The organism is uncultured Cloacibacillus sp. (assembly GCF_963926575.1).
GTDB classification, from domain to species: Bacteria; Synergistota; Synergistia; order Synergistales; family Synergistaceae; genus Caccocola; species Caccocola faecigallinarum.
In genome coordinates this window covers 166,514-184,266 of the sequence record NZ_CAWUXW010000002.1, presented here as the reverse complement: position 1 = coordinate 184,266, position 17,753 = coordinate 166,514, and the positions used below count along the sequence as shown (strand labels likewise).

Annotated in this window: 21 protein-coding genes and 1 pseudogene; 14 read left to right on the top strand and 8 right to left on the bottom strand. The window is 61.9% G+C overall.

What is annotated here, in order from left to right; all coding sequences use genetic code 11:
* Window positions 1-7 precede the first annotated feature (7 nt).
* Together ABGT66_RS03655 and dut are read left to right on the top strand one after the other, a co-directional pair.
* Window positions 8-2,341: a polyribonucleotide nucleotidyltransferase gene (locus ABGT66_RS03655; RefSeq protein ID WP_346688910.1), complete on the top strand. Its 2,334-nt coding sequence runs from the start codon at window positions 8-10 to the stop codon at window positions 2,339-2,341.
* Complete coding sequence (gene dut / locus ABGT66_RS03650) at window positions 2,341-2,778, top strand: dUTP diphosphatase (protein WP_346688909.1); 438 nt, start codon at window positions 2,341-2,343, stop codon at window positions 2,776-2,778. Before ABGT66_RS03655 ends, dut begins: the two co-directional genes overlap by 1 nt.
* Window positions 2,779-2,928: 150 nt before the next feature.
* Here the strand turns inward: dut and ABGT66_RS03645 are convergent, their stop codons facing one another.
* The 4 genes from ABGT66_RS03645 to ABGT66_RS03630 form a co-directional block, all read right to left on the bottom strand.
* Window positions 2,929-4,191: an argininosuccinate synthase gene (locus ABGT66_RS03645; protein WP_303147565.1), complete on the bottom strand. Its 1,263-nt coding sequence runs from the start codon at window positions 4,189-4,191 to the stop codon at window positions 2,929-2,931.
* Window positions 4,192-4,610: 419 nt separating this feature from the next.
* Window positions 4,611-5,411, bottom strand: coding sequence for a 5'/3'-nucleotidase SurE (gene surE, locus ABGT66_RS03640; RefSeq protein WP_346688907.1), 801 nt, complete (start codon window positions 5,409-5,411; stop codon window positions 4,611-4,613).
* A gap of 10 nt (window positions 5,412-5,421) precedes the next feature.
* A complete protein-coding gene (locus ABGT66_RS03635; protein WP_294193911.1) occupies window positions 5,422-6,039 on the bottom strand; it encodes a site-2 protease family protein in 618 nt (205 codons plus the stop codon).
* 86 nt (window positions 6,040-6,125) lie between these two features.
* Window positions 6,126-6,830 (bottom strand): thiamine diphosphokinase, encoded by a 705-nt coding sequence (locus ABGT66_RS03630; RefSeq protein ID WP_346688905.1) that lies wholly within the window; start codon window positions 6,828-6,830, stop codon window positions 6,126-6,128.
* A gap of 191 nt (window positions 6,831-7,021) precedes the next feature.
* On the opposite strand from ABGT66_RS03630, the gene ABGT66_RS03625 reads away from it, so the two are divergent.
* The 7 genes from ABGT66_RS03625 (at window position 7,022) to thiW (ending at window position 9,769) form a co-directional block, all read left to right on the top strand.
* Window positions 7,022-7,435, top strand: coding sequence for a bifunctional hydroxymethylpyrimidine kinase/phosphomethylpyrimidine kinase (locus tag ABGT66_RS03625; RefSeq protein WP_346688903.1), 414 nt, complete (start codon window positions 7,022-7,024; stop codon window positions 7,433-7,435).
* A complete protein-coding gene (locus tag ABGT66_RS03620; RefSeq protein ID WP_346688901.1) occupies window positions 7,426-7,524 on the top strand; it encodes a bifunctional hydroxymethylpyrimidine kinase/phosphomethylpyrimidine kinase in 99 nt (32 codons plus the stop codon). The genes ABGT66_RS03625 and ABGT66_RS03620 overlap by 10 nt, the downstream gene beginning before the upstream one ends.
* A 57-nt stretch (window positions 7,525-7,581) precedes the next feature.
* Window positions 7,582-7,851: a bifunctional hydroxymethylpyrimidine kinase/phosphomethylpyrimidine kinase gene (locus ABGT66_RS03615; RefSeq protein WP_346688899.1), complete on the top strand. Its 270-nt coding sequence runs from the start codon at window positions 7,582-7,584 to the stop codon at window positions 7,849-7,851.
* Window positions 7,844-8,149, top strand: a complete 306-nt coding sequence (locus ABGT66_RS03610; protein WP_346688897.1) for a hydroxyethylthiazole kinase — start codon at window positions 7,844-7,846, stop codon at window positions 8,147-8,149. Before ABGT66_RS03615 ends, ABGT66_RS03610 begins: the two co-directional genes overlap by 8 nt.
* Window positions 8,146-8,598, top strand: coding sequence for a hydroxyethylthiazole kinase (locus ABGT66_RS03605; protein ID WP_346689252.1), 453 nt, complete (start codon window positions 8,146-8,148; stop codon window positions 8,596-8,598). The genes ABGT66_RS03610 and ABGT66_RS03605 overlap by 4 nt, the downstream gene beginning before the upstream one ends.
* Window positions 8,588-9,214 (top strand): thiamine phosphate synthase, encoded by a 627-nt coding sequence (gene thiE, locus ABGT66_RS03600; protein WP_346688895.1) that lies wholly within the window; start codon window positions 8,588-8,590, stop codon window positions 9,212-9,214. Before ABGT66_RS03605 ends, thiE begins: the two co-directional genes overlap by 11 nt.
* A 141-nt stretch (window positions 9,215-9,355) precedes the next feature.
* Window positions 9,356-9,769: an energy coupling factor transporter S component ThiW gene (gene thiW, locus ABGT66_RS03595; protein WP_346688894.1), complete on the top strand. Its 414-nt coding sequence runs from the start codon at window positions 9,356-9,358 to the stop codon at window positions 9,767-9,769.
* A gap of 143 nt (window positions 9,770-9,912) precedes the next feature.
* Here the strand turns inward: thiW and ABGT66_RS03590 are convergent, their stop codons facing one another.
* Complete coding sequence (locus ABGT66_RS03590) at window positions 9,913-10,395, bottom strand: YbjN domain-containing protein (protein ID WP_294193905.1); 483 nt, start codon at window positions 10,393-10,395, stop codon at window positions 9,913-9,915.
* Between the two features lie 231 nt (window positions 10,396-10,626).
* On the opposite strand from ABGT66_RS03590, the gene ABGT66_RS03585 reads away from it, so the two are divergent.
* The 5 genes and pseudogenes from ABGT66_RS03585 (at window position 10,627) to ABGT66_RS03565 (ending at window position 13,183) form a co-directional block, all read left to right on the top strand.
* Window positions 10,627-11,019 (top strand): hypothetical protein, encoded by a 393-nt coding sequence (locus ABGT66_RS03585; RefSeq protein WP_346688891.1) that lies wholly within the window; start codon window positions 10,627-10,629, stop codon window positions 11,017-11,019.
* Entirely contained in the window at window positions 10,977-11,252 is a 276-nt protein-coding gene (locus ABGT66_RS03580; protein ID WP_346688889.1) for an MFS transporter, read from the top strand. Before ABGT66_RS03585 ends, ABGT66_RS03580 begins: the two co-directional genes overlap by 43 nt.
* Entirely contained in the window at window positions 11,249-11,791 is a 543-nt protein-coding gene (locus tag ABGT66_RS03575) for an MFS transporter (RefSeq protein WP_346688888.1), read from the top strand. Before ABGT66_RS03580 ends, ABGT66_RS03575 begins: the two co-directional genes overlap by 4 nt.
* A 9-nt stretch (window positions 11,792-11,800) precedes the next feature.
* Window positions 11,801-12,034 carry a hypothetical protein gene (locus tag ABGT66_RS03570; protein ID WP_346688887.1) on the top strand — a complete coding sequence of 78 codons (234 nt, stop codon included), beginning with the start codon at window positions 11,801-11,803 and terminating at the stop codon, window positions 12,032-12,034.
* A 201-nt stretch (window positions 12,035-12,235) separates the two neighbouring features.
* Window positions 12,236-13,183: pseudogene (locus ABGT66_RS03565) on the top strand (MATE family efflux transporter).
* Window positions 13,184-13,185: 2 nt separating this feature from the next.
* On the opposite strand, the gene ABGT66_RS03560 reads toward ABGT66_RS03565, so the two are convergent.
* From ABGT66_RS03560 to ABGT66_RS03550, 3 genes are all read right to left on the bottom strand, one after another.
* Entirely contained in the window at window positions 13,186-15,087 is a 1,902-nt protein-coding gene (locus ABGT66_RS03560) for an AAA family ATPase (RefSeq protein WP_346688885.1), read from the bottom strand.
* A gap of 285 nt (window positions 15,088-15,372) precedes the next feature.
* Window positions 15,373-17,436 carry a Smr/MutS family protein gene (locus ABGT66_RS03555; protein ID WP_346688883.1) on the bottom strand — a complete coding sequence of 688 codons (2,064 nt, stop codon included), beginning with the start codon at window positions 17,434-17,436 and terminating at the stop codon, window positions 15,373-15,375.
* Window positions 17,400-17,726 (bottom strand): hypothetical protein, encoded by a 327-nt coding sequence (locus tag ABGT66_RS03550; RefSeq protein ID WP_346688881.1) that lies wholly within the window; start codon window positions 17,724-17,726, stop codon window positions 17,400-17,402. The genes ABGT66_RS03555 and ABGT66_RS03550 overlap by 37 nt, the downstream gene beginning before the upstream one ends.
* Between the last annotated feature and the right edge of the window lie 27 nt (window positions 17,727-17,753).

The following is a 17,753-nucleotide window of genomic DNA, read 5'->3' as shown; positions in this document are numbered from 1 at the left end:
AATAACCTTGAAGAAAATCTACGAACTTGATTTCTATGGCAAGAAATTGTCATTCGAAATCGGACGCGTGGCGAAGCAGGCCAACGCTGCGGTGCTGGCGAGACACGGCGACACGGTGATACTCGTGACGACGGTGCTCGCGGAAAAGGCGCGTGAGGGCCTCGACTTCTTCCCGCTGCTCGTCGACTACGAAGAGCGCTACTACGCGGCCGGCAAAGTCCCCGGCGGCTTCATCAAGCGCGAGGGCCGTCCGTCCGAGTCCGCGATACTCAGCGGACGCATGATCGACCGCTCCATCCGCTCGCTCTTCCCCGAATGGATGCGCCACGACGTACACGTCGTCGCGACCGTCATGTCCGTCGACCAGAAAAACCCCGCCAACATCCTCGGCATCAACGGCGCGTCGCTCGCGCTCGCGATATCCGACATTCCGTGGAACGGCCCGATAGGCGCGGTGCGCATCGGCTGCATCGACGGAAAGCTCGTCGTCAACCCCGACGAGAAAGACCTCCCGAACAGCACGCTCGACCTCACCGTCGCCGGACACCGCGGCGGCATTACGATGGTCGAGGCCGGAGCCAAAGAAGTCTCCGAAGAGCTGCTCGTGGACGCCATGGAGCTTGCGAACGAGGCCATCGGCAAAATAATGGACTTCATCGACGAAGTCGTCGCCGAGATAGGCAAGCCGAAGGCGCAGCTCCCCGCCCCCGAAGTTATAGAAGAAATCGATAACTGGATGCGCGACAACCTCACCGACGAAATCTACGCGGCGGTGCAGATCAACCAGAAGCAGCCGCGCGGCGCGGCAATAGCGGCGGCTCAGCAGAAGGCCGAGGACTTCTTCGCCGAGAGCTACCCCGATTCCGCCAAGTACATCGCGACGATAATGGACGAAATGGTCAAAAAGGCCGTGCGCCGTCTGCTCCTCGTTGACAAAAAACGCGCCGACGGACGCGCGATGGACGAGCTTCGCCCGATAACCTGCGAGGTCGACATACTGCCGATGACCCACGGCTCGGCGCTCTTCACGCGCGGCGAGACGCAGTCGCTCGGCGTCACGACGCTCGGAATGATGGGCACCGACGACCAGGTCATGGACGGGCTCAAGCTCGACGAGCCGTCGAAGCGCTTCATACTCCACTACAACTTCCCGCCATATTCCGTCGGCGAGGTGCGCCCGATGCGCGGCCCCGGACGGCGCGAGATAGGCCACGGCGCGCTCGCGGAGCGCGCGCTCCGCGCCGTATTCCCCGAGGAAGAATCCTTCCCCTACGTCGTGCGCCAGGTATCCGACATACTAGAGTCCAACGGCTCCAGCTCCATGGCCTCGGTCTGCAGCGGAAGCCTCGCTATGATGGCGGCTGGCGTCCCCGTCAAGAAAGCCGTCGCGGGCATAGCGATGGGCCTCATCGCCGACAACGGACAGGTCTGCATCCTCACCGACTCTGAGATAGCGCGTGACCACTACGGAGACATGGACTTCAAGGTCGCCGGCACGCGCGACGGCGTAACGGCGCTCCAGATGGACAACAAGGCCGGCGGCATCACGCGCGAGATACTGACCCAGGCGCTCGCGCAGGCGAAGAAAGGCCGCTACCAGATACTCGACATCATGGACTCCGTCATATCCGAGCCGCGTCCCGAGCTTGCGCCCACCGCTCCGAAAATCGTCACCTTCAACATCGATCCTGAAAAAATCCGCGACGTCATCGGCTCCGGCGGAAAGACGATACGCGGCATAGTCCAGCAGACCGGCGCGAAAATCGACGTCGAAGACAGCGGTAAGGTCAGCGTCGCCGCCGTCAACGAAGAATCCGCCGCGATGGCCGTCAAGATAATCAAAGACCTCGTCCGCGAAGTAGAGGCGGGGGAGACCTTCGTCGGCACCGTCACGAGAATGCTCACCTTCGGCGTATTCATCGAAGTGCTGCCCGGCAAGGAAGGGCTGCTCCACGTGAGCGAGATAAGCAACTACCGCGTGCCCTCCGTCGAGGACGCCTTCGAGATAGGCGAAAAGGTGCTCGTCACCGTCAAAGAGATAGACGACATGCACCGCGTCAACCTCAGCCGCAAGAAGCTGCTCGACAGGCTCGACGAGCTCGCGCTCGAGCCCGAGTTCCGCGACCAGATACCCGTCGAGAAGGCGCGCGAGGAGCGCTACTCGCAGTTCCCGCGCGGCGGCGGCGAGCGCCGCGAAGGCGGACGCGGCGACAGGGGCGGCCGCGACCGTGACCGCGACAGAGGCGAACGCCGCGAGCGCGACCAGAGGCATGAGGCGGACGACTTCGAGGAAAAGCCGCACCGTCCCGCGCGCCGCTTCGAGCGCGAGCGCAAAAACTAATGGACGTAATAAAGGTTAAGCTGAAAGCCGCGGGCGGCGTAACGCCGCCCGCTTACGCCACCGCGGGGGCCTCCGGCATGGACCTCCGCGCGAGCGAAGCCGCCGTCATAAAGGCCGGAAAGCGCGGCATAGTAGGCACGGGCCTCTACATCGAGTTACCCGAGGGCTACGAAGCGCAGGTGCGCCCGCGCAGCGGCCTCGCCTTCAAACACGGCGTCACCGTCCTCAACGCGCCCGGCACAATAGACTCAGACTACCGCGGAGAAATCCGAGTAATCCTGATAAACCTCGGAGAAGAAGACTTCGCGATAGAGCCCGGCGACCGCATAGCGCAGATGGTCTTCGCCCCCGTCACAAAAGCCGAACTGGAAACGGCAGACGAACTAGGCGAAACCGCAAGAGCCGAAGGCGGCTTCGGCAGCACCGGAAAGAAATAGCCGCTCTCTCAACAAACCGGCAAAATAAAAACTCCCGCGCCAAACGGTGAAAAAGCCGTGAAGCGCGGGAGGTTTTTTAGGGGCTACTTACATTACGTACACGCGCCCGCTCAAAAATCGGAGTGGGCGCGTGTACGTTTGTATGTTTTGTTACTTCGTCGCGTCTTTGCCTTTTTCCATTACGAGCTTGTCGATTGGGTTGATGTTCTTCTCCTTGTGGACCTGGCGCCAGGTTTTTATCGGCATGCCCCAGATTTTGATGAAGCCGACGGAGGCTGACTGGTCGAAAATGTCTCCGGCGGAGTAGGTCGCGAGCGACTTGCTGTAGACGGAGGTGTCGGACTTCATGCCGTCGATGATGCAGTTGCCTTTGTAGAGCTTCATGCGGACTGTGCCGTTGACGGATTTCTGCGTCGTTTCGACGAAGGCCTGTATCGCTTCCATGAGCGGCGAGAACCAGTAGCCCTCGTAGGTGAGCTCGCCGAATTTGGTCTCAAGCTCTCTCTTCGTCTTGAGGACGTCCTTCGAGAGGGTCAGCGTCTCAAGCTTTTTGTGCGCGGCGATGAGCGCGAGCGCGCCGGGGCACTCGTAGACTTCGCGGCTCTTGAAGCCGACGAGGCGGTCTTCAATCATGTCTATTCTGCCGAAGCCGGCCTTGCCCGCGGCCTTGTTCATGTAGTCGATGAGTTCGATGGAGCCCATTTTTTCGCCGTTGATCGCGACGGGGACGCCTGCCTCGAAGGTTATTTCGAGCGTGATTTCCTCGTCGGGCGCGTCGACGGGGTCGACGGTGAGCTTATAGGCGTCCTTCGGCGGCTCGTTCCACGGATCTTCGAGGATTCCGCACTCGATGGAGCGGCCCCAGAGGTTGTCGTCAATGCTGTAGGGGCTCTTTCTGGTCGTGGGTACGGGAACGTTGTGCGCCGCGGCGTAGTCCATCTCTTCTTCGCGCGTGAAGCCCCAGTCGCGGACGGGCGCGAGGACTTCGATGTCGGGGTTGAGCGCGTTGCAGGCGACTTCGATGCGGACCTGGTCCTGTCCCTTGCCGGTGCAGCCGTGGGCGACGGCGACAGCGCCTTCCTTCTCGGCGCACCAGATGAGCGCCTGGGCTATCATTGGGCGCGAGAGCGCGGAGTTGAGCGGATACACGCCCTGATATGTCGCGTTGGCCTTGAGCGCGGGCCATACGAAGGTGTCAATGAAGGCTTCGCGCAGGTCGACGACGTAGGCCTTCGAGGCTCCGGCGACGTAGGCCTTTTCCTTTATCTCTTCAAGGTTGTCTGCCTGCTGTCCGACGTGCATCGTGAGCGTGACGACCTCGTATCCCTGTTCGTGGAGCCACGGAATGGCGACCGATGTGTCGAGTCCTCCGCTGTAAGCCAGTATTACCTTTCCTTTTTTCTCTGCTGCCATTTGAATTTCCTCCTTAGAAATTTTTTATGTTTTTCTAAAATATAAAAAAGCCCGTCCCTATCCTTTTAAGATAGGGACGGGCCTTATTACCCGCGGTGCCACCCTGGTTGACGCTTTTTCGCGTCCGCTTCGTTTCGTTACGCTCAGGGGTGCGAAGTTTTGATTTTCTTTGCGAGAGGCGCTTTCAGCCGGTGGCTCCTCATCTCTGTCGCCGAATGATCGAACTCATGTCCCCGTCACTGCATAACCCGTTATGCCCAGTACGGTCGATTCGTCGTATACGTCTTATTCGTCCAACAGATAAAAGCCTCACAGCCGCCCCTCCTTTCTTAAAACTTGTGGAACATTTTAACAGATAACGAGATTCTGTCAACCGTCCGCGCGTCAGTGTTCAAAATGAACCAACGCGCCGTCCGCGTTTAGTTTTTGCCGAGGGCCGCGTTCACTTCGCGCTCCATGTCGAGAGCGGAGATTTTCTCGAGCGCCGCGAACGAGGTCATTTCAAGATGAACGGGCGTGAGCGAGGCGAAGCCGTGCGCTACGGCGAATACGTCGGTGTCCTCCGCCATGTCGTCCTCTATGCGGCCGCCGACCCAGTAGGCCTCGCCGCCGAAGGGCGTTTTGATTACCGTGATTTTGTCGTGGTAGCGGCGTTTGCCTTTGCGCGCAAGCTTCACGCCGCGCAGCTCGCCGGCCGTGACGTTCGGCACGTTGACGTTGTAGAAGAGCCCCGGCTCCATCGGGTGATTTTTCGTCCATTCGAGGATTTCAACCGCGGCGCGCGCCGCGGTCTCGTAATGCAGGACTTTGTCGCGCGAGCTGCAAACGAGCGAGACGGCCATTGAGGGAAGGCCCGCGATTACGCCCTCCATCGCGGCGCAGGCCGTGCCGGAGTAGGTGATGTCGTCGCCGAGGTTCGGGCCGCAGTTGATACCCGATATTACGAACTCGGCGGGGAATTTCAGCACCTCGAGCCCCATTATGACTGAGTCGGTCGGCGTGCCGTCGCAGCACCACGCCTCCGCGCCGCCGGTGCGCGCCGCGTCCGCGCGCTTGATTTGCAGCGGGCGGTCCATCGTCATTGAATGTCCAGAGGCGCTGCGCTCCCTGTCCGGAGCGCAGACGAGGACCTCACAGCCCGCATCGCGCAGCGCGCGCGCGAGCGTCCCTATGCCTTCGGCGTAAACGCCGTCGTCGTTGGTCACGAGTATCTTCTTCACGGCTTTTCTCCTAGAACATGACGATGTGGAAGAGCACGGTCATTATCGGGTACATGATGTACGGGAATATGCCGAGCACGAGCAGGCCGACGACTACGAACATCCCGTAGCGCTCGAGCCAGTAGTAGTATTTCATGCACTGGTAGGGCAGCAGCACGTAGAGTATGCGCGAGCCGTCGAGCGGCGGTATCGGGATGATGTTGAAGGCCGCGAGGCCGAGGTTGATGTATATCATGAGCAGGATGAACTGCTGCGCGCCCCAGCTCGAAAAGAGGCCGGGGAAGAAGCTCACGAACCGCGCGCAGACGAAGGCGGTCAGCAGGTTGCCGACGACGCCCGCGAGGCTCACGATGATTATGTCGCGCTTCGGGTGCTTGAAGTAGCGCGTGTCGATAGGCACGGGCTTCGCCCAGCCGAAGCGGAAGAGCAGGAGGCAGAGCGCGCCGACCGGGTCGAGGTGGTCGAGCGGGTTCAGCGAGAGCCGCCCCTCGCGCTCGGCGGTCGGGTCGCCGAGCATCTTCGCCGCGAAGCCGTGGCAGAATTCGTGAAAGGTGATCGCCCAAAGAACGGCGGGAACGCTGAGCAGCAGGTTCGCCAGTCCGCCGGGCGAGAAAATATGTCCAAACATCGACTCACATCCTTATATTTCCAGTTACCGGCCTATTCTACCATGAGCGGGGGCTGCCCGGCATTAGTAAAGAACGCGGCGGCACGTTAAAAGGCGTCGCCCCACGTCCAGTAGAGGCCGAGCGTGCCGGAGGCGCACGAAGCTTCGACGCGCCCCTCCCCTTCCACGCGGTTGCTCACGGCGTACGGGACGTCGCATCGCAGCTCCGCGCCGGTCAGCGGCCAGTGTACGCCGCTCAAATTCACGCCGGAGCAGACGGGCGAGAACGCAAGCAGCGAGAGCGCCTTCGGCCTGCGCGCGAAGGCGAGCGCGTAACGTTCGCCGCCGCGGACGAATATCATGCCCTCGCAGTCGTCCATCATGCCGAACGGAACTCCGGCGCGCGTCATGTTCAGAAAAGAGAGCGTCAGGCTCCACAGATGGTCGAACCTGCCGCCGAGCGCGCCCGTTAAAATTATATTTTTTTCGCTGTTTTTACGCTCGTCCGCAAAAATTTCGAGCGCGAGCTGAAAGTCCGTGAGGTCCTTGTCGCTCTGATACTCGCGCGTCGCAGCGCCGCGCTCCGCGGCCCAGCGCCAGCCCTCCGCGCTGCCGCTGTCGCGGTCGCCCACGAGCACCGCGGGCGCGATTCCCGCCGCGCGGCATGCCTCCACTCCCCTGTCGACGGCCCAGAGCTCGCAGCCGCGCGAGAGCGCCGCGAGAAACTCCGGCGACGGCGCGCGCCCTCCGAGCACCATGACGAGCGGCGCGGATTCCACGCGCGCACCGCCCTCTATCGTAATATACGGCAATTCCAACAAATTCAACGGCGCACCGCCTTTCCGCGCAATTTGTAGCAAGCGCCGCCGCGTTTGTACTCTGAGATAGCGCGTGCATGATAATTTTATGCGCCGTAGACTTCGTCCACGAGCGCCGCGTAAGACGCGGGAATTGCGATGCGGCGCGTTTTGGGCGCCGGACGTTTTTATCAAGGGGGACTCATATGAGACACGGCATATACAGAGGGCTCGCGATGACCGTCGCCGGCAGCGACTCAGGCGGCGGCGCGGGGATTCAGGCGGACTTGAAAACCTTCGCAGCGCTCAAGGTTTTCGGCACGTCGGCGATAACGGCGGTCACTGTGCAGAACTCCGTCGGAGTGTCGGGCATTCATCCCGTTCCGCCGGAGATCATAAAGGCGCAGATATTGGCGGTCGGGCGCGACTTCCCTATCGACGCGGTGAAGACTGGAATGCTCGGCAATCGCGGCGCGATCAGCGCCGTCGCCGAAGGGCTTGCCGAGCTTGGGATAAAAAAGCTCGTAGTCGACCCGGTGATGGTCGCGCAGAGCGGCGACTCGCTGCTTGCGGCCGACGCCGTCGACGCGGTGAAGAGCGCATCGTCCCGATGGCGATGATCGTCACGCCGAACCTGCCCGAAGCAGAAAAACTGACTGGGATGAAGGTGCGCACCGTCGACGAAATGAAGGCGGCCGCAGAGAAATAGCGAAGCTCGGCTGCGGCGCGGTGCTCGTCAAGGGCGGACACTCGGCGGCAGCCGGACGTGATAACAGACGTGCTGTACGCGGACGGCAAAATGACGCTCTTCGAGGACAGGCGCATCGACACTACGGCGAACCACGGCACCGGCTGCACCCTGAGCTCGGCGATAGCGCGGAGCTCGCATCGGGCTGCGGACTTGAAGAGGCAGTGGCGCGCCTCGCCCGCGGCTCTATCTGCGCGCAGGGCTGCACTACGGCGTCACCGCGGGACACGGCGCAGGCTGCCTCGGCCACGCGGTTACGATGCGTGGACCGAGATAATCAATGGCTAAACCGCTCGTCTACCAGATAACGAACTCCGTCTCAGCGCAGCTCCAGGCCGACTGCGTCGCGCTGCTCGGAGGCGTCTCTATAATGACGCCGCAGAAAGGCGAGGCCGCGGAGATAGCCGCTGCCTGCGACGCGCTGCTGATAAACATCGGCACGCCGCCCGACGGCGCGCGCGAGCTTTACCTGACGGCGGCCCGCGCGGCGGCGTCGGCTGGACGCCCGATAGTGATGGACGCTGTCGGCTACGGCTTTTCGCGTTTCGCACCGAGGCGGCGGAACTCTGAGATAGCGCGTAGATAAAATTCTCCGTAATAAAAGGAAACTTCTCGGAAATCGCGGCGCTTTGCGGCGAGGGCGCGGCTCCGCGCGGCGTTTCGAGCGAATGCGAGGAGACGCGCGCCGCAGAGATAACGGCCAAATGCGCGAGGAAATTCGGCGCGGCGGTCTACTGCACCGGAGAGCGCGATTTTCTGTCCGACGCCGCAGGCGACAGGCGCGAGGTGATAGATGGCGGCTCGCGGCTGCTCGCAATGACGAGCGGCATAGGCTGCGCGCTCGGCAGCGCTACGGCGCTATTCTGCGCGGAGTACGAGCCTTTCGAGGCGTCGCGCCGCGCGCTGAAACTTTTCCGCCGCGCCGCCGCGCTCGCGGAGAAGGACAGTGCATCGGCCGGTCCCTACTCGTTCCGCACCGCCTTCATGGACTGGCTGACAGAGCTCAATTCGGAGGAAGAGAAAAATGTACGATAGAGCAAAACTCGCGGATAGGCTTCGCCTCTATCTTATATGCGGCGAGGGCGACGCGCCCGGGGCCGTGATCGAAAAGACGCGCGCGGCGCTCGCGGGCGGCGTCACGGCCGTGCAGCTTCGCGTAAAAAGCTGGACGGGGCGCGAAACCTACGAAACGGCGCTGAAGCTGAAAGAGCTCTGCGCGGAACGCGGCGCGCTCTTCTTCGTCAACGACAGGCTCGACGTGGCGCTCGCAGCGCGCGCCGACGGCGTGCATCTCGGGCAGAAGGATCTGCCGGTGGACGCCGCGCGCGCGATAGCAGGGCCGGATTTCATAATAGGCGGCACGGCGCGCACGCCGGAACTTGCGCGCGAGGCGCAGCGGCTTGGCGCGGACTACGTCGGCTGCGGCGCGGCCTTCGGCACGGCGACGAAGGGCGACGCGGTCGTCATAGGCCCCGACGGGATCAAAAAAACGCTGTCCGCGATAACAATTCCATCCGTCGCGATAGGCGGAATAGAGCTTGCGAACGTGCGCGAGCTCGCCGGCTGCGGCGCGAGCGGAATATCGCTCTCGGGCGCGATAGTGCGCGCCGGCGACCCCGAAAAAGCGGCCCGCGCGCTGATAACGAGATAAACAAATATTTCGGATAAGAAGAGAGATAAAAAATGACGAACGACAAACACAGCCTGATTTTCAGAAAAGCGGTGCTCGCGGGCGTGCTCGCCGCGGCGGGCGTCGCGCTCTCCGTCGTCTCCATACGATGGGGCCGACAAAGTGCTTCCCATTCAGCACACAATCAACGTCGTCGCGGGAATCGTCCTCGGCCCGTGGTGGGCCGTCGGCGCGGCATTCACGACGAGCGTCATCCGCAACCTGCTCGGCACGGGCAGCCTCTTCGCCTTCCCCGGCAGCATGTTCGGCGCGCTCTTCGTCGGCCTCGCGGCGCGCGCCCTGCCCGACAAATACAAAATCGCCGCCGCCTGCGCCGAGCCCGCAGGCACGGGAATCGTCGGCGCGTGGGTAGGCGCGAAGCTCCTCGGCCCCGCGATAGGCAAGAGCGTCGGCTTCCTCTTCTTCTCGGGTTCGTTCCTCGTCAGCTCCGTACCCGGAGCCGTCATCGGCGCGGCGCTAGTCTGGGCGCTCAACAAACGGCTGAACGTAACGCGCACCTTCGGGACGCTGATGTAGGCGGAACGCCCGTGATATTGAGAAGCAAAAAGAGCTAAGACGGTAATTTAATTTTATAACGAAAACGCCGCCGCCCCTGAACGTTTCCGTCAGGGGCGGCATTGTTGTACGTCAGAGGCCGCTTAACGCCGCGCGCCCTCTCTTTAATTTTCACACTTCGCTATAGCGTCCGCCGCCGAGCCGTCGAGACAGACGATGTCGACGATGCCCGCGCCGTAGCGTTCGAGCATCTGCGCGGGGCAATAGATGCTGTTCCTGATAACATCATCGCACGGCAGCGCGCCGTCGCAGTCGACGTAGCATTTGTAGCGGATTTCGCCGTCCATCATGTCCAGCTCGAAATTCCCGTTCTTCATGCCGTAGTTGGCGCGGCATATAAAATCGGCCATCGCCGACATCATGCGCTCGTCGCCCTTGTCCGCGCCTATCGGCGAGTATGCGTAGACAGTGTAGTCGTCCTCGTTGATCAATATCCAGTATCTCGCCTCTTTAAGCTTGCCGTCGAGCGTCAGAGTAAAGCGGAAGCACCCTTCGCCTTCGTTGAAGTCGAAACGCCAGTCGTCGTCGACGAGGAATTTATTGACCGCCGCCGCGATATCTGCGGAGTATTTTCTTTCTTCTTCCATGAACAGCTCTCTCCTTAAATCCGATTTGCGGAGCGCCGCGCGCCTTCGCCGCCTTTGGCCGCGAAACTTACGCGAACGTTATACTATTTATTGGGAGCGGAGTCAACGCCGCGCCGGACGCGCGGCGGCAGGGACGTTCTTTGACAAAGCCATGAAATAATAATATAACATAACGAACGCGGCGCTCTCTCGGGCAAATCGCGTAATCGACGGCTGAAGGGGACGGAGCGGATGGCGGAGGAAAGGCTTTATTCACGGGATATCCTTCTTATTCTCGAGGCGAGCTTTTTCTACTTTTCGTGCCCGATGCTCGTCACGCCGATAATCACGGGATTTTCCGGCTCGCTCGGCGCTTCCGCCGCTCTGATGGGGCTCATCGGCGGCATGATGAACCTCTGCTCGCTTTTCTGCCGCCCCTTCGCGGGCAACCTCGCGGACAAAATCGACAAGAGCCGCCTTTCGATAGCGGGAACTTGGATGATGGCCGCGGCATGCCTCGGCTATATGCTCGCGCTCGACGCGCGCGTCGTGGCGGCCTTCCGCGTCTCCACGGCGTCGGCTTCGCCTGCTGCTCGGTCTGCATGGCGACATGGATGTCGAACCTTCTGCCGCGCGACAAGATAGGCTCGGGCATGGGGCTCTACGGCGCGATGAACGCGCTCGCTATGGCGCTGGCTCCCGCGCTCGGCATCTTCACCTACAGGCTGTTCGGCTACCGCGCGGCCTTCGGCGTCGCGATGCTCTTCGCGCTCGTCAGCTCGTTCACCATAATGTTCATAAAGAAGGGCGGCGCGCCGGAGAACCGCGCGAAGCCGCGGACGCGCGGCGCGGCGGCGGCTTCAGCTTCATCTATGTGAAGGTCGTGCCCGCGGCGCTCATCATCATGCTTTTCGCAATCCCCTACTGCGCGACGCAGTCTTTCATAGTCGGCTACACGGAGGCGCGCGGCCTGCACGTCTCGGTCGGCCTCTTCTTTCCGCTCTACGCGGCGGTGCTTCTCGTGCTGCGCCTCTGCCTCAAGAGCCTGTTCGACAAGCTGCCGTTCAAGATGTTCCAGTCCGGCGCGTCTGTCTGCACGCTCGCCGCGATAATCTGCCTGACGCTGATGCGCGACAATACGCTGCTGTTCCTCGCAGCGGCCTTCATGGCGGGCAGCTACGGCATAATGAGCTCCGTCTGCCAGTCTACGGCGATGCTCGTCGCGGGGCCGGAGCACCGCGGCCTCGCGAACAGCACCTATTACATCGGCTTCGACCTCGGCATGATGCTCGGCCCGGTCTGCGGCGGGCTGCTCTTCGGCCACGCGCCGCTTGAAATTTTCTACCCCGCGCTTTCTCTCGCGGTCCCAGCCGCGGCCGCGGTCTACATAATTTCTGCGCGGCGCGGCATGTTTTAGAGGCGCGCGGTGAAAAACCAGCTCAGCGAAAAAGAGATAGAGATTTTCGAGACGATGCCCGTGCCGAGGGCCGTCGCCGCGCTCGCCGTGCCGACGGTCATCAGCCAGATAATAGCGATGGTCTACAACATCGCGGACACGTGGTACATCGGCCAGCTCAACGACACGGGCATGATGGCGGCGGTGACGCTCGTCTTTCCCGCGTTTCTCATGCTCTCGGCGGTCGCGAACCTTTCGGCATAGGCGGCGCGAGCCTGCTGTCGCGTTCGCTCGGGCGTCGCGATTACGAGATGGTGCGCCGCGCGGGGGCTTCCGCCGCGTGGCTCGCCGCCGCTGCGACGCTCGTCTATTCGCTCGCGGTGTTCGTCTGGCGCGAGCCGCTGCTCTCCGCGCTCGAGCTGACGAAAATTCGCTGCCTCATGCTAGCGCCTATCTTTCTGGACTGTGACGGTCGGCGGCCTGCCTACCTCGATGAATATGGTGCTGGCACACCTGATACGCGCCGAAGGGCAGTCGAAGCGCGCGAGCTTCGGCATGAGCCTCGGCGGCGTGCTCAACGTCGCACTCGACCCGATATTCATCTACGACTGGGGCTTCGGCCTCGCTATGGAAGGGGCGGCGATCGCTACGGCTCTGTCGAACGCGATAGCGACGCTCTATCTTCTGTACTATCTGATGAAGCCGCGCGAGGACAACGTCGTCTCGCTCTCGCCGCGATACGTCAGCCTCGCGAGGAACGCCGCGGGCGAAATTTTCTTCGTCGGCCTGCCCGCGACGGTGCAGCTCGTCATGAACGCGCTTTCGAACATCACGCTGAACTACCTGATGTCGGCCTACACGGCGGGCGCGCTCTCCGCCGTCGGCATCGTCAAGAAGATCGACCAGGTGCCGACCTACATCGTGCAGGGGATATGCAGCGGCGTCATTCCGCTGCTCGCATACAACTACGCATCGGGCGACTACAAACGCCTCTGACTCTGAGATAGCGCGTTCGCGGGGCTCTGCTCGCTCGCAGTCACGCTCTCATATCTCGCGATGTGCGAGACAATCCCCGCCGCGCTCATCCGCATCTTCATGGAGGACGCCTCCGCGGTCTCCGCGGGCTCGGTGTTCCTGCGGCTGCACTGCGTATCCATTCCGTTCCTCTCCATAATCTCGCTGATAATAGCCTTCTTCCAGGCGACGGGGCGCGGAAAGCCCGCGCTCGTCCTCTCGTTCCTGCGCAAGGGGCCGATAGACATTCCGCTGATGGCGTTTATGAACATCGTCTGGCCGATGTACGGCATAATGTCCGTGCAGCCTATGATGGACATAGCGGTCGCCTCCGTCTGCGTCGCGACGTACAAGGTGATGCAAAAGCGCGACCGCAGGAGGGCCGGGGCGGGGCTTTAGCGCTACGCCACGTCGAGAAAGCCTATCGCCCTCGCGCGATGCGAAGCGCCGCGGAGCGGCATCGCCTCCATTACTGCGCGCACGTCCTCTTCCTCGATGTCCATCCGCTCGCTGCGGACGGCCTGCTTGATGCGTATCTGCTCGAATACGCGGCGCACCGTTCTGCCGTTCGCGAAGTCCTCCTCGCGCGTCAGCTTTTCGAAAAATTCCTCAAGCGCGGCACGCGCTCCTTCGCTCGCGGCGTAGCCTTCGGCGCGGCACATCGAGTCGAATATCTCGAGCATCTCCGCGGCGCTGTAGTCCGGGAAATCTATGTAGAACTGCACGCGCCCGCGCATCCCCGGGTTCATGTCGAGCATTTCGTCCATCTCGTCGGGATAGCCCGCGAGTATGCAGACGAATTCTTTTCTGTGGTCCTCCATGAGCTTGACGAGCGTCGCGACGGCCTCGTGCCCGTAGCCGCGCCCGCCGTCCTCGCAGAGCGAGTACGCCTCGTCGATGAAGAGCACGCCGCCGAGCGCGGCGGTCACGACGTCCCTGACGCGCGGCGCTGTGCCGCCCAGATATTTCGATACAAGCGCAGCGCGGTCAGCCTCGATGAATTTATCAGGGTTCTTTATCACTCCGGCGGCGCCGAAGATTTTGCCGATTATCCGCGCGACGGTCGTCTTGCCCGTGCCGGGACGTCCGCGGAAAACCATATGCAGGCAGAGCCCGGCGTCCTTCCCGCGGCGCTCGACGAAGGCCGCTATCTCGCGCACGGTGCGCTTTACGCCGTCGAGGCCGATGAGCGCGTCGAGCTCCTCGAAGGGCGGGCGCTCCGGAATGCTTTTTGTTTCCGCAGCGAGGTCTGAGGCCGTAAGCATATAGCTGCATTCTTCCTCCTCGAGCTTCGTCGAAACTGCTTTCACCAGACTCGCCCGCAGCCTGTCCAGCGCCGCGCCGTTCAGCGTCTCTGGCAAAACGTCCGGCGAAAGCTCAAAGTTGTAGGCCGCGGCCTCCCTCTTGATGAAGGCTAGCTTTTCCTCCGCGCTCGGCTCCTCGATGCGGATGACAGTCGGGAATACGCATTCAAAGAGAGGATTGCCCGCGACAGCTTCGTACTCCTTTTTAGTCAGCTCGCATACGACGACAGAGTTCTTCTTTAAGCGCAGAGCGCGCAGGCTTTCCGATATGTCGCTTCGTCCGACGACGATGAAGTCCTCCTGCTCGCCGAAGCCTTCGGACACTACGTACATAAATCCGCCGTCGGGAGACGAGGCTGCGTCGCTCAAATCTCCTCGGTATATATACGGGGCGGTGACGGCTCCGCGCGCAAAATAAAAATCATAGAGGACGCGGATGTAGTCTCCAGCGCAGTTCTCCGCGTCGGCGACGAAGGCGGCGTTCAGATTCAGCCTGCCGCTCGCATCGTTGTCCATGCGCCGCGCTATGCGCGCCAGAGCCTCGCTGAACGCACCCCATCCGCATACGCCTGAGGCTTCCTCAATGATCTGCTTTTCGCTCTTCAGCGTCAGAGCCGCGGACGATCCGTCGCACCTTACGCCGCGCGAGGCGAGCGCCGAGAGTATCCTTTTTTCAATCTCTGGGTGCGTCTTCGACAAATCCTCGGCGGATATTTTCGAAACCTTCACGTCAAAGAGACCGCGGAGGCTTTCCGCTATTTCGTCGCGCAGCTTGGATTCCGAGGCGCGGCGCATACGCCCCGACAGGTCGAAAAGTATCAGAGAAACCGACGAGCGCTCGCGGTTCGCCTCATGGAGCAGGGCGCGCGACGAAAATCCGCCCCAATCTATTTTCTGACGGTATTCTGTTTTTTCAGAAAGCATATCTTCGAGAACCTTCACGCCGGAATCGTCGAGCCGGCAGAATTTTACGAGAAAATAAGAGCCTTCACCGTTCATGGGCAGCACCTCCGGAGCAAACGGCGTCAGCGGGAGCGCGCGAACGCTCCTGCGGGATTATGTTGTTTTACGGAAATCAGACAAAGTTACGACAACGTTTCTAACGTCAAAAAAAGCGGCGTATGCGTCTCAGCATCTTGCGCCAGTTGATAAAAGCCGTAATCGACTTCTGCACAGCGTATTATAGCAGAGGAATGCGGTATAGCAAGATAGGCGGACAGTATGACACCGTCCGCCGTTGTTACTGTAAGAAAACTGAATTATGGAAATCCGCGCGGCGTGCCGTCAGCGTCGGAACTTCACGACCGTGACGCCGTAGCCGCCTTCGCCGGGGCCGCCGAGGTTGTGTTCCGCAACGTACGGCAGACGCTTGCAGAGCTCCTGCACCTCGCGGCGCAGTATGCCCTGGCCGCGGCCGTGGATTACCGTCACGACGTCGTATCCGGCGCAGTAGGCCTGGTCGAGGTACTGCTCGACCATCGGCATCGCCTCGTCTATGGTCATGCCGCGCACCATTATCGACGACGGCACGCCGACGGACTCTGAGATAGCGCGTTGCACCGTCGGCTGCGGCGGCGCGGCCTTGCGCGAGATGACCTTGAGCTTCGTCAGCGGCACTTCCATTTCGGCTATTCCGGCGCGGATGCGCGCCTTTTTGCCGCTTACCTCGATGACGGTCGCGCTCTTGCTCGTGCCTATGAGCTGCACCGTGTCGCCGGCCTTGAGCTCCTGCCCCGTCGCGACGACCGATTCCGCGGTCTCTTTCTTTTCTTCGCGCTTTATCGCGGACTTTTCGATTTTCTGGAAGTGGCTGCGCTTTTTCTCAAGCTCGCGGCGGGCCTGCGACTCGGCCTCGGCGTTCTCCATGTTTTTGATGAGCGCGCGCGCCGAGTCCTCGGCGTTGCGCACTATCGAGAGCGCCTTTTTGTCGGCCTTCGCTATGAGCGCGTCGCGCTTCTCCTCGATGGCCTTTATCTTCGCCTCGTAGTCCTTTTCGAGCGCGGCAAGCTTCTGGCGCGAGCGCTCTACCTCGCGCGCTTCGCGTTCGAGCGCCGCGCGCTTTTCGTGCAGCTCGCCGATGAGGTCCTCCATCGAGACCTCGCGGCCGTTTATCGCCTCTTCGGCGCGGCGGATTATCTGCTTCTTCATGCCGAGCTTACCGGCGATGAGCAGCGCGTTGCTGCGCCCCGGTATGCCTATCAGTATTCTGTAGGTCGGCGAGAGCGTCGAGCTGTCGAATTCCACGCTCGCGGTCTCTACGCCGTCGGCGGCAAGCGCGTAGCGCTTTATCGGATTGTGGTGCGTCGTCGCGAGCACCAGCGACCCGCGCTCGCGCAGCCAGTCGAGCAGCGCGATGCCGAGCGCCGCGCCCTCCTCGGGGTCCGTGCCCGCGCCGAGCTCGTCGAGCATGACGAAAGAGCGCGGCGTAACCCTGTCGAGTATCTGCGTGACGTGCGTGATGTGCGCGCTGAAGGTTGAAAGGCTCTGCTCTATGCTCTGCTCGTCGCCGATGTCGGCGAAGAGCTCGCCTATGTCGCCGAGCACGGAGCCTTCGCCGGCGGGCACCGGGAAGCCGAGCCAGCCGAAGTATATGCAGACGCCCGCGGTTTTGAGCGCGACCGTCTTGCCGCCGGTGTTCGGCCCAGTTATGACGAGAATACGGAATTTATCGCCGCATTTGAAGTCTATAGGCACGGACTTCGCGCCGAGCAGAGGATGGCGCGCGCGGACGAAGGAGAACTCCGTGCGCTTCGAGAGGTCGGGCATACGCCACTTGTCGAGGCGCGCCGTCTCTGAGAGCGCGTAGAAGAGGTCCACGGTGCCGAGGACGTTTTCGGTGTCGAGTATGCCTTTCTTGCGTTTTATGAGCCGCGCCGTGAATTCGCGGAAGATGCGCGTCTCTTCGAGCATCTCTTCGCCGTAGAGTTTACTGTATTCGTTGTTGAGGCTCATCAGCGAGTGCGGCTCCATGTAGACGCTGTTGCCGGAGCCGGAGCGCTCTATGACCGCGCCGGGGAACTGCGATATCGCGTCCTGCCGCACGAGGAAGGCGTGGCGTCCGTTGCGCAGCGTCAGGACGCGCTCCTGGAGCATCGAGGCGATGCGCGGGTCGCCCAGCAGCGCGTGGCCCTTGCGGCGCAGCGTATCCTTCAGGCCGCGCATCTCGCGGCGCACCGCGGCGAGCTTCTCCGAGGCGTAGTCGTAGAGATGTCCCTCGTCGTCTATGACCGAGAGCATTTCCGTCTCTTCGGCGAAGTCGCGCATGCTGCGCAGAAGGATGGAAAAGGCGGGATATTCGTCGCGCGCTTCGGTCAGCGTCTCGCGCATGCGGCCCGCGAGCGTGAGCATGAGCCGTATCTTGACGAGCTCCTCGCCGACAGAAGGCCGTTCTCCTCCGCGAATTCGAGCATGAAGGCGACCGATACGAGGCCGTCTGTCCACGGCAGCTCGCCTTTGCGCCCGCGGTACTTCTCCACGTCCTCGAAGAGCTCGCGGCGCTTCGTCAGCTCGCTCAAATCCGCGGCGGGCGCGATGTTTTCGGCGACGAGCGCGCCGAGCTCGCTGCGGCAGCGGCGCGAGATCAGCGCGGTAATTTTCGATATTTCAAGGCTGTTGTATGCAGATTGTTCGATGTACATGTCGTTGGTGGGAAAAGGGATTTTCGC

Coding starts and splice junctions, on each gene's coding strand:
- dut (WP_346688909.1), top strand. CDS start 2,341: ATGGACGTAATAAAGGTTAAGCTGAAAGCCGCGGGCGGCGTAACGCCG.
- ABGT66_RS03645 (WP_303147565.1), bottom strand. CDS start 4,191: ATGGCAGCAGAGAAAAAAGGAAAGGTAATACTGGCTTACAGCGGAGGA.
- ABGT66_RS03635 (WP_294193911.1), bottom strand. CDS start 6,039: ATGTTTGGACATATTTTCTCGCCCGGCGGACTGGCGAACCTGCTGCTC.
- ABGT66_RS03625 (WP_346688903.1), top strand. CDS start 7,022: ATGAGACACGGCATATACAGAGGGCTCGCGATGACCGTCGCCGGCAGC.
- ABGT66_RS03620 (WP_346688901.1), top strand. CDS start 7,426: ATGGCGATGATCGTCACGCCGAACCTGCCCGAAGCAGAAAAACTGACT.
- ABGT66_RS03610 (WP_346688897.1), top strand. CDS start 7,844: ATGGCTAAACCGCTCGTCTACCAGATAACGAACTCCGTCTCAGCGCAG.
- thiE (WP_346688895.1), top strand. CDS start 8,588: ATGTACGATAGAGCAAAACTCGCGGATAGGCTTCGCCTCTATCTTATA.
- ABGT66_RS03590 (WP_294193905.1), bottom strand. CDS start 10,395: ATGGAAGAAGAAAGAAAATACTCCGCAGATATCGCGGCGGCGGTCAAT.
- ABGT66_RS03585 (WP_346688891.1), top strand. CDS start 10,627: ATGGCGGAGGAAAGGCTTTATTCACGGGATATCCTTCTTATTCTCGAG.
- ABGT66_RS03580 (WP_346688889.1), top strand. CDS start 10,977: ATGGCGACATGGATGTCGAACCTTCTGCCGCGCGACAAGATAGGCTCG.
- ABGT66_RS03560 (WP_346688885.1), bottom strand. CDS start 15,087: ATGAACGGTGAAGGCTCTTATTTTCTCGTAAAATTCTGCCGGCTCGAC.
- ABGT66_RS03555 (WP_346688883.1), bottom strand. CDS start 17,436: ATGCTCACGCTCGCGGGCCGCATGCGCGAGACGCTGACCGAAGCGCGC.
- ABGT66_RS03550 (WP_346688881.1), bottom strand. CDS start 17,726: ATGTACATCGAACAATCTGCATACAACAGCCTTGAAATATCGAAAATT.